The sequence below is a fragment of the Chloroflexus sp. MS-G genome (assembly GCF_000735195.1).
GTDB lineage: Bacteria > Chloroflexota > Chloroflexia > Chloroflexales > Chloroflexaceae > Chloroflexus.
The window spans coordinates 25,716-36,469 of record NZ_JPIM01000044.1 but is presented as its reverse complement, the minus strand read 5'-3'; the positions used below and the strand labels follow the sequence as shown (position 1 = coordinate 36,469).

General features: G+C 54.0%; 5 protein-coding genes. 3 read left to right on the top strand and 2 right to left on the bottom strand.

The window, feature by feature from the left end; all coding sequences use genetic code 11:
- Window positions 1-84 precede the first annotated feature (84 nt).
- Window positions 85-1,104: a LacI family DNA-binding transcriptional regulator gene (locus tag JE47_RS0109895; RefSeq protein ID WP_031459599.1), complete on the bottom strand. Its 1,020-nt coding sequence runs from the start codon at window positions 1,102-1,104 to the stop codon at window positions 85-87.
- A gap of 981 nt (window positions 1,105-2,085) precedes the next feature.
- Between JE47_RS0109895 and argS the strand changes: the two genes are divergently transcribed.
- The gene (gene argS / locus JE47_RS0109890; RefSeq protein WP_031459598.1) at window positions 2,086-3,810 is read left to right on the top strand and encodes an arginine--tRNA ligase; all 1,725 of its coding nucleotides are present in this window, start codon (window positions 2,086-2,088) and stop codon (window positions 3,808-3,810) included.
- A 61-nt stretch (window positions 3,811-3,871) separates the two neighbouring features.
- Entirely contained in the window at window positions 3,872-5,578 is a 1,707-nt protein-coding gene (locus tag JE47_RS0109885) for a DUF262 domain-containing protein (RefSeq protein ID WP_031459597.1), read from the top strand.
- Between the two features lie 206 nt (window positions 5,579-5,784).
- Here the strand turns inward: JE47_RS0109885 and JE47_RS0109880 are convergent, their stop codons facing one another.
- A complete protein-coding gene (locus tag JE47_RS0109880; protein ID WP_031459596.1) occupies window positions 5,785-8,025 on the bottom strand; it encodes a 6-phosphofructokinase in 2,241 nt (746 codons plus the stop codon).
- Window positions 8,026-8,492: 467 nt separating this feature from the next.
- On the opposite strand from JE47_RS0109880, the gene JE47_RS0109875 reads away from it, so the two are divergent.
- The gene (locus JE47_RS0109875) at window positions 8,493-10,688 is read left to right on the top strand and encodes a heavy metal translocating P-type ATPase (protein WP_031459595.1); all 2,196 of its coding nucleotides are present in this window, start codon (window positions 8,493-8,495) and stop codon (window positions 10,686-10,688) included.
- Window positions 10,689-10,754 lie beyond the last annotated feature (66 nt).

The window sequence follows — 10,754 nt, the reverse complement described above, 5'->3', positions numbered from 1 at the left end:
ATTTCTTACCCTCCTTTTTGAAACAACAACCAACCACCCAATCATCGCCAGACGATGATCGGGAACGAACATTGGCGTACTGTATCAGGCAGAAGCGCGAATGATCAGCGAAGGTTGGAGAAGAACATGTTTCTGCGCTACCGGTTGCCCTTCCACTAACGCCACCAGCAACTCAACGCATTTATGACCGGCCTCGGCAATTGGCTGGCGCACACTCGTCAGCGGCGGGAAAAGGTATTGGGCCATCGGTGCATCATCAAAGCCGATAATCGCCAGGTCGGTTCCGATCCCCAGGCCACGTTCGCGGGCAGCGGCCATCGCCCCAATAGCCATCGTATCGTTCAGGGCCATAATCGCGGTTGGCCGCTGTTCGGATGGCAGATCAAGCAAGTGCAAGGTCATCGCCCGCCCAACGTCAAAAGTTCCTTCACCGCGCAACACGTACCCAGGCTCGATACCAATCTGAGCAGCCTGCATCGCATCCAGATACCCTTGCAGGCGGTCATTCCCGACTCGTGAGTCTTCCGGCCAGGCAAGAATCGCAATTCGCCGGTGTCCACGCCCGATGAGGTACTCAATAGCCTGCCTTGTTCCTGCTGCACCATCAATATCAACCCAGGTAAAATCCCAGTCGGGGTTGGAACGACCAAAAGCCACGAAGGGGAATTTCTGTTTTAGCAAAAATTGAATCCGTGGATCGTTGTAGTTAACGCTCGAGAGCACAAATCCGTCAACGTTTCCGCTCCGAATTAAATCACGGTACGCATCCACCTGCGCGCTACCCTCCTGAAAGGGGAAGGGCAAGACATAGTAACCAACTGCGCTTGCCTCGCGCACCATGCTGCTCAGAAACTGATCGAGAATGTGATTGACTTGACCGGGTTCGGTTTGCGTCCACGAATACCCGATCATAAAACTCCGCCCGGCTCGCATGTTGCGGGCGATACGATTAGGTCGATAGCCCAATTCCCGTACCGCTGCCTGAATCCGCTCCATCGTTTCGGGCGCAACTTGCATATCGCCGTTCAGCACCTTGGAGACAGTCTGGTAACTAACCCCGGCACGCGCCGCTACATCTTTGAGCGTGACTTTGGTGGCTGTCATAGGCGTATCGATCTCTCTAGGCGAACGTTCGCCTTTATCATACACCCTGTAGGTTGAGTTGTCAAGAGGAAAAAGCGAACGTTCGCCTAAATTATTTGCTACGTCTTGTATGCTGTCAAATATTCATCGACCATAGGTGCAAGCTGCCTTGCTGTCCGACCAGGAGTTTCCAACGGGTTCGGTATCCGTACTACGATGTCGCCTCCCCCCTCACCTTCCCCCCCATCCCCCTTCCTCTCCCACAAGGGGAGAGGAAGGGGGATGGCTGAGGCAGGACATTAAGCACGCCCCCTTTGCCCTAATCTACGAGTGCTCTCACACCGGCAGCGGAAGGCGGCGCCGAGGCTGATTGGGCGCCCTCTCCAGCGAGCGTGCGCGTCGGGCGAGCGATGGATTCCGGCTCCACACTGAAGGACGTGGGCCGGAGGCCTACGTTCCCAGGTACCTGGTGGGTCGGGAATCGTCTTGGTGCATGGATGACATTCCTCATGCGTGTCCCTCACTTCGGTTGCGGCGAAAAGAGAAAACGTTGAAAAGCTCCGTTGTCCAACACTATCTATCGTATCGGTAGGAGCGAGTTCTAAACCCGCTTACCGTGGCGTTCTGATACTACCCAAACGGGTGCAGTACATAACGTTCTGGTCACCCTTGCAAGGAGCTGAGAGAGTGAGAAGAGAAAGCATGACCTCCATTCAACACTTGCCTGTACCAGACGAGAACGTTGGCGAACGTAGCGAAAGAAGGAGATGGGTTTGAGGAATATGTATCACGATATGTAAACGTGAAGTTGGTTTGCCCCGCCGCCTCTTCGATATGCGGTATACTAAGGAACAGAAGAAAAGATAGAGAGTGTGTCTGGAAAACACAGCGCTGGTAGCCGGACGACACCTCTCGTTCTCTCTCTTACCGATAGGAGCGGGAGACACACGGCAATATGCGGAAGTCAAGAGAGATTTTCAGGCACGCCCTGAGGAGATGTCTATGCGCTATGCGCTCGAACGGTTTATTGCTGAAATCAAAGATGCTATTCTGGCTACCGGTAAGGTACCGGCTGATTTGATCGAAATTACAACCCCAAAACCCAATATTCCTGCTGATCGTACTTTTGTTACGTTCAAAGCAGCAAAGGCGCTTGGTATTGATCCGAATCGTTTGGCTGCCGATCTGGCTGCAACGTTGACTCTCCCACCAGATTCGCTGATTGGTGAAGTGTCTGCCAGCGGCCCGTTCCTCAACTTTTCCTTGCACCCGCAACGTCTGGCTGCTACCGTGCTCGAAGAGATTATGGCAAGCGGTACGGCATACGGGACATTGACGGATGGTGCCGGTCGAACGGTCGTGATTGATTACTCTTCGCCCAACATTGCCAAGCGGATGCATGTAGGTCATATTCGCTCGACGATCATCGGGCAATCGCTCGTGCATATCTTTCGCGCCCTTGGCTATCGGGTGATCGGCGATAACCATCTTGGCGATTGGGGTACTCAGTTTGGCATTATTTTAGCTGCGATGCAGCGCTACGGACGTCCGCAGAGCGAAGGCGAAGCGGCCATGGCCGAGCTTGAGGCACTCTATACGCGCTACAATGCCGAGATGAAGGACGATCCGGCCCTTGAGGAGGAGGCCCGGCGCTGGTCGCTGGCACTCGAACAGGGTGATCCGACGGCGCGTGCGCTCTGGCAATGGTGTGTTGATCTGACATTACGGGCTGCACAGCGTAACTACGACCGGCTAGGTATTCGTTTTGATTATGCCTACGGCGAGAGTTTCTACGAGCCGATGCTGCCCGGTGTCATTGAAGAAGCCTTACGCTCGGAAGCCGCATTCCGCGATGTCGATGGCGCCGTTGTAGCCGAACTTGACAAACTCCCTCGGTTTATCATCCAGCGTAGCGATGGTGGTACCGTCTACATGACACGCGACATCGCCACGATCAAGTTTCGGATTCAGGAGTTCAACCCCTCGCACATTATCTATGTGGTAGACGCACGACAGGAATTGCACTTCAGACAACTCTTCGCTATTGTGCGGGCGATGGGCTATGCGCACAATGTAGAGCTGGTTCATGTTCCGTTCGGAGTTATTACCACTCCCGATGGTCAGCCACTTTCGACCAAAAAAGGCAACATGGTCTATCTTGAAGCTCTACTTGATGAGGCTGTAGCACGAGCACGCGCCCTGGTTGATGCGAAAAGTCCTGACCTATCGCCTGAAGAACGAGCAGCAATTGCCGAAGCGGTTGGCATCGGCGCCGTAATCTACAACGATCTCTATCAAGACCCGCGCCGAAATATCACCCTCGATTGGGATCGGATGCTCTCGATTGAGGGGAACAGCGCCGCCTATCTACAATATTCGCACGCTCGCTGCCGTTCAATTTTGCGCCGGGCAGCCGAAGAGGGCGTGGGATCAGAGACGCCCGATCTGACCCTTCTGACCCATCCGAGTGAACAACGTCTCATTCGCCATCTGGCCCGCTTACCCGAAGCAGTCCGCGAGGCCGCTGCACGCTATGCGCCATTCGTGATCGCCGACTGGTGCTATGCCACCGCCCGCGAATTCGGTATCTTCTTCGAGCAATGTCCGGTCTTGCGTGCTGAGCCACCGGCATTACGAGCCGCACGCATCCAATTGGTTGCGGCAACGGCGACTGCATTGCAGAATGGATTAGCGTTGCTGGGGATCAAGGCGCCTGAGCGGATGTAACAACCGGCATACAGGCAACCTGAGAGGTTGCAATGCTGATAGCACAACGGTTGAGGTGCGTATGAGTGTCACCAGTTTTAGTACGGACAACCGAACCTACCGCCAGTTGATGGGCAATGGGCTGATCTACCGGATTCCACCGTTTCAGCGCGATTACGCCTGGAATGAAGAAGAGTGGGAGGATTTATGGCTCGATATTCAGGGCACACTTTCTGCCGATGGTGAACCTGCGCACTACATGGGGTATCTAGTTCTCCAAACAGTTGATAACCGGGTATTTGAGGTTATCGACGGTCAACAGCGCCTCACCACGTTGAGTCTGATTGTTCTGGCGGCAATGCGCCTGCTCAAACGCCTGATCGATAACGGTATTGCCGCCGAAGCCAATCAGATGCGGCTGGGACAGCTACGGACAAGCTACATCGGTTACCTCGATCCGGTGACCCTCATCACGCAAAATAAACTCTCGCTGAACCGCCAGAATGATCCGTATTACCGTCAGTATCTGGTCACATTGACCGATCCACTCCCGCAGCGCGGATTTCCGGCTTCAACCAACACTATGCGAAAGGCATTTGAATGGTTTGAGCGTCGTCTCAATGAGTATACCAGCACGCAACGCGATCAGGGTCGGGCGTTAGCGCAGTTTATCGAGACGATGAGTGATAAGCTCTTCTTCACCGTTATCACCGTGTCTGATGAACTAAACGCCTACCGTGTCTTCGAGACGCTCAATGCCCGTGGAGTTCGTTTGTCGGCCACCGATCTGCTTAAGAACTATCTCTTTGCAGTCCTGGCTCGCCATTCACAATCGGAAGTGGAGCTAAAAAAGCTGGAACGTCGGTGGGATACGCTGGTTAGCCGGTTAGGGAGCGAGAGTCTGCCGGATTTTCTTCGGATGCACTGGAATAGCCGACACAGTTTTGCCCGCCAATCCGAGCTGTTCAAAGCAATTCGGAATCGAATCCAAAACCGTGAAGCCGTGTTCGGGCTGCTGCGTGAAATGGACGAGGATGTTGATACGTATCTAGCACTCAACCAACCCGAAGGTTCAAGTTGGCCATCAGATTGGAAGGTCTATGCTCAAGAACTACGGCTTTTTTCGGTTCGCCAGCCATACCCGATGCTTATGGCAGCCAAACGCCGCTTAGCCGACGATGATTTTGCCAGACTGTTACGGGCAACCGTTGTTATATCGTTTCGGTACAATGTCATTGGTTCGCTCCACACCGGTGAGTCTGAACGGCTATATCACGAAGTAGCGAAGAAAATACATGAAGGAATAATCAACAATTACACGCTCGCCGTGCAGACGCTACGCCCTATCTATCGAAGTGATGCCGCGTTTAAGGCCGATTTTAGTGAAAAGTCGATCAAAACGACCCAGAGCAGAAATGCACGAATTGTACGTTACATTCTCAGCAAACTAGAACAACAGGTAGGCGGCGTTGAGTTTGATTACGATTCTCCTGCCTATACCATTGAACATATCTTGCCTCAGTCGCCTGAAGCCGGATGGGAGGCTTTTAGTGACCGCGATCTAGAGGAATTTGTCTACCGTTTAGGGAACATGACGATTATTGAGAGCAGCCGGAATAGAGAGGCAGGAAACAAATCATTCGCACAAAAGCGTGTGATCTATCAAGAAAGTCGCTTTCGCTTAACCCAACAACTGGCGCAGGAAGAGGAATGGACGCCAGAGCGACTAGCTGCCCGTCAACGCGAAATGGCCAGGTTGGCGGCAGTAGTCTGGCGAATAGATATCTGAGGTTGCTACGCTTACATTATGTTGTCTACAGGCAATTACATTGGGGGCCAATTTCCTGCTGGGGTCCCAGCGATCTCACTGAGAACGTGAGCAGCGCAGCAGAACTATGACCTCATTCCACGTCCAATAACTTTGGAGACTCGCTGTGTTTTGCCAGTCAACGCGACAGTTGTGTTGGCGGTTCAGCGACCCGTGCCCCGACAGATTTACGTTGTCGATTCACTTTTTACGGGCGGTGTCGTCAGTAAATCGGCCATCTGACGCAACGCCAGCCACCACTGCTCACGCGGTCGGGCATGGGTGGGGTCCATCAAGCGAGGCATATCGTCGAGCTGATGAAATTGAACTTTCCCGCCGCGATAACCGATGAACGCACCGACCGGCTCACGGCGATCAGCGTGCTCGATCAGAAATTCGATACAGCGCACCGCTAACCGCGTTGCCTGAATACGGTCAAATGGCGATGGATCACCGCCTTGCTGCAAATGACCGAGGATCGCCTGCCGTACCTCGAACAACTTATTCCCCTCCTCTTCAAAGAGTGAACAGATGAACGATGTTGTGTAGACCGGATTCGCCTTTTCGTTACGCACGATCAGACTTAACCGTTTCCCAGCCCGAAACCAATACATCATCTCTTCCAAATCGGCCTGTAGTTTGCGCAGACTAATCCCTTCTTCGGGAAGATAGACCCGCTCGGCGCCGGTTGCCAATCCGCTCATCAGAGCCAGATAACCGCAATCGCGACCCATAACCTCAACGATAAAACAGCGGCGTGATGCCACGGCCGATTGTTTGATACGGTCAATGGCCTGGACAATACTATTCAGTGCTGTATCTGCGCCTAAACTCAGTTCAGAACCGGGCAGGTTGTTGTCAATGGTTGCCGGCAGGCAGATAATCGGAATATGAAACGCCGGAAAGATCTGGCGCTCGCTGTAGAGTTTGTACGCTGCCTGATACCCACTCAAGCCACCGATCATGAGGATGCCATCTATCCCAAAACGCTCAATGTTACGCGCAATCTGGTACAGCTCGCTGCCATGCGGAATCTTGCGATTGGTACCCAGTTCGGCCCCCCCCATCGTTGCCCAACCACTGACGCTCATCCAATCCATCTCAACGATCTCACCATCGATCAGGCCCTGGAATCCATTACGAACGCCGAGCATGGTGTGACCACGGTCGATTCCAATGCGTACTGCCGCCCGTACTGCCGTATTCATACCGGGCGCTGGCCCACCACTATGCACCACTGCAAAGCGATAACCGCGCTTCAGGCGGTCAGGTGGCGAGGGCTGTGATTGAATGAGGGTCCCCAGCGTCCGATACGCTTCTGCAAAACTATTGCCCCGCATTGCCAGCGCTCGCTCGTAATCGTGCTGCGCGATAGCTTCGGCAACTTGATGCGTATCCTTAACGCAGGTTAGCAGTGGCAAGCGCACCACCCGATTCTCACGCAAACCGATCAATTTCGGTTCCGCATCGGGACTAGCAGTTAACAGCTCTTCGACAGCCGTTGCGCCCAACAATGAACTCATCCAGCGATCAAATGCACTTGGTGCACCACCACGCTGAACGTGGCCGAGAATAGTGACTCTGGTATCTTCCCCTAGTCGCTCTTCCAGCACCTTCTTGATATACGACGCAGTGATAGGCTTGCCATGGCGGTCACGAGCACCCTCAGCGACCACAACAATACTATCGCGCCGACCTTGCTCACGTCCGATTCGCAGCACATCACACATATGCTGCTCCCAATCGTCCATCTGGGGAGGCATTTCCGGGATAAATACCCAGTCTGCGCCACCAGCAATTGCCCCCATCAATGCCAGATACCCACAATTACGGCCCATCACCTCGATGACGAAGGTGCGCTGATGGCTGGCAGCCGTTGAACTGATCGCATCAATCGCCTCGGTAATGCGATGAAGTGCAGTATCGGCGCCGATCGTCATATCAGTACCGCAAAAGTCATTGTCGATACTGCCAACAATTCCGGCAATCAGCAGGTTAGGATGAGCCGCCGCCTGTTCGGCACTGATTTCACCTGCCGCAACCAATTCGGCCAGCAACTCTGGCCATTCACGGCGAAAGAGATCAGCTCCGGTCAGACTACCATCACCACCAATGACAACCAGGCGGTCAATGCCATGGGTCAGTAAATTAGCCGCCGCCCGACGCCGACCCTCGCGAGTGCGAAAGGCACTACTCCGTGCGGTACCAATAATTGTGCCACCGCGATGAATAATCCCCCCCACCGAACTCCAATCCATACGCCGGATGAACTTGCCCCCTTCAATCAGGCCCTGATAGCCCTCATAGATCGCAAAGACTTCACACCCACGACTGATGCCAGTACGTACTACAGCACGCACCGCAGCGTTCATCCCAGGCGCATCACCACCGCTCGTCAGTACTCCGATACGGATTGTTGGATGTGTCATTGTATCCCTCGCCTCTTCTGGCGGATAGCAATATGGTTGCACACGCAAGTATATCACAGAGTCACGAGTGATCAGTGAAGATCACATCCGCTACCCGGTAGAGGTGATGTGAGGAGATAGGGCAGAGAAAGCAGGAGTCAGTTGGAGAGATGACGCCCTACCTGTAGCAGGTAGGCTTGTACCTTCACTTCGGTCGTCTTGCAGAATATGCCCGTTACCGCATCGGTAGGGGCAAAGTTTGGCAGCCGCTCCAGATGCTGGGTGAATGCGTTAGCGGCATACGCTCGTTGATCAGAAAAGGATACCGGCTATGAAGATAATGTCTCAAAATAAGATAGTGTTTTTACTACTGAGAAATGGAAATAAGACATAGTTTCATTTTCAGGTAAACCTCTTGACTTTATGCTTGAATGGGGTAAAGTGAGGGCATGAAACGCACATACTCATTCTGCTGAGGGAAGATCACGATGAACAAACAGCAGTTTACAATTAACGGCATGGATTGTCCTGATTGTGCACGTGCTATTGAACGCGGTGTAGCGCGGCTTCCAGGGGTACAGACCTGTGAAGTGAATTTCACCACCGCTCAATTGCACGTCACCGGTGATGCAGACCCGACAGCTATCATCAGCCGGGTACGAGATTTAGGCTACGAAATTCAGTCAGCAACGACAGTGGCTGAAGAGAATCCACCAACCCTGTTCGACTTTATCCGCCGCCGTCGTCAACATCTGTTCGCGCTGGTTGGTCTTGTGCTCGTTCTACCGGGTATCATCCTGCATGAATTGCTTGGTTGGGATGCACTCTGGATTGATGGGCTGGCACTCGTTGCCCTTGGCCTGGTGGGGCCAAAAATTGCTCAAAACGCCTGGCGCACGTTCCGTACAAATCGTGAGCTGAATATCGATGCTTTGATGACGATCGCCGCTATTGGCGCTGTCATTATCGGAACGTATGTTGAAGCCGGGCTGGTGATGGTGCTCTACGCAATTGGCGAGGCGTTAGAGGAGTATACAGCCGATCGTGCCCGTCATGCAATCCGCAGCCTGCTTGAATTGACTCCACCGACGGCAACACGTCTTGGGCCTGCTGGTGAAGAGATCGTACCGGTCGCCGAGTTGCGGGTTGGCGACCGCATTCTCATCAAACCAGGAGAGCGAATACCGGTGGACGGTACAATTGTCGCCGGTCATTCGCTGGTGAATCAGGCCGCGATTACTGGTGAAAGTCGGTTCACTGAGCGTGGGTCCGGTGATCCACTCTTTGCGGGAACCATCAATGGTGACGGGAGTCTTGAGCTGATCGTTGACCGACCCGCTGCCGAGAGTATGGTGGCGCGGATGATACATCTTGTTCAGGAAGCGCAAGAGCGTCGGGCACCGGTGCAGCGGGTTGTTGATCGCTTTGCACGTATCTACACGCCCGCAGTGGTCATGCTAGCCGTGCTGGTGGCCAGTATTCCACCACTCTTGTTTGGTCAACCCTTTTTAAACCCCGATCCCGAAACATTTGGCTGGCTCTACCGTGGTCTGGCTCTCCTCGTTGTTGCATGCCCGTGTGCGCTGGTTATCAGCACACCGGTGAGTATTGTGAGCGCCTTAAGCACGGCTGCCCGCAACGGTGTGTTAATCAAGGGTGGGGCATACATCGAAACGCTGGCACGTGTGCGTACCATTGCCATTGATAAAACTGGCACGCTGACCACCGGCAAACCGGCGGTGGTGGGGCTACGGGTCTTGGGATGTTTGGCCAATGATGTCGTACCGGTCGGGCATTGTCAGACCTGCGATGAGCTATTGATGCTGGCAGGAGCCGTTGAGCGGCGTTCAGAACATCCACTGGCGCATGCCATCGTCCAGGCTGCAACCCTGCGCGGTCTCGATCTCCCGATGGCCGAAAACGTGCGGGCCTTGACCGGTCAAGGAGTGGTGGGAGTTGTGAATGGGAACAAGGTGCTGATCGGAAGTCATCGGGTATTCGATCAGACATTGACTCACGACGAACAACATTGCCTGGCAGCGCAACGTGACAGCCAGTCTGGATATACACCACTCATGGTTGGAGTTGATGGTGAATATCGCGGCACCATTACTGTGGCCGACACGATCCGTGAAGAGAGTCGGAACGCCGTGGCTGCCCTACGCGCTCTGGGTTTACGGGTCGTGATGCTCACCGGCGACGATCCGGCCACTGCACAGCGCATCGCTGACGACCTGAAGGTGGATGAAGTGCGAGCTGGATTACTCCCTGAAGCCAAGGCCGCGGCAGTCAGTTCATTACGCCAACCTGACAGTGCAGTCGCAATGGTTGGTGACGGGATCAACGATGCACCAGCACTGGCGACTGCCGATGTGGGCATTGCGATTGGTGCTCAAGCTGGTGGTACGACGCAAGCGATGGAGACTGCCGATATAACTCTACTCAGTGGTGATCTCCGTCAGTTACCGTTTGCCATTGAACTCAGCCGCCAGACAATGCGCACGATCGCCGTGAATGTTACATTCAGCATTGGCATTAAACTCCTCTTCATCGGTCTGGTTCTGGCCGGCCTTGGCACGATGTGGATGGCCGTGTTGGCCGATGTTGGCGCCTCGTTGTTAGTGACACTGAATGGAATGCGGTTATTGCGCTTCCGCTCACGTCTGCTGGGTTATAGAGGATGAGAATGGAACAGAGTTCAAGCGATCAGAACGATCATGCCTGAGCGAGGAACGGAATATGCTCTTGCC

Coding starts and splice junctions, on each gene's coding strand:
- JE47_RS0109895 (WP_031459599.1), bottom strand. CDS start 1,104: ATGACAGCCACCAAAGTCACGCTCAAAGATGTAGCGGCGCGTGCCGGG.
- JE47_RS0109885 (WP_031459597.1), top strand. CDS start 3,872: ATGAGTGTCACCAGTTTTAGTACGGACAACCGAACCTACCGCCAGTTG.
- argS (WP_031459598.1), top strand. CDS start 2,086: ATGCGCTATGCGCTCGAACGGTTTATTGCTGAAATCAAAGATGCTATT.
- JE47_RS0109880 (WP_031459596.1), bottom strand. CDS start 8,025: ATGACACATCCAACAATCCGTATCGGAGTACTGACGAGCGGTGGTGAT.
- JE47_RS0109875 (WP_031459595.1), top strand. CDS start 8,493: ATGAACAAACAGCAGTTTACAATTAACGGCATGGATTGTCCTGATTGT.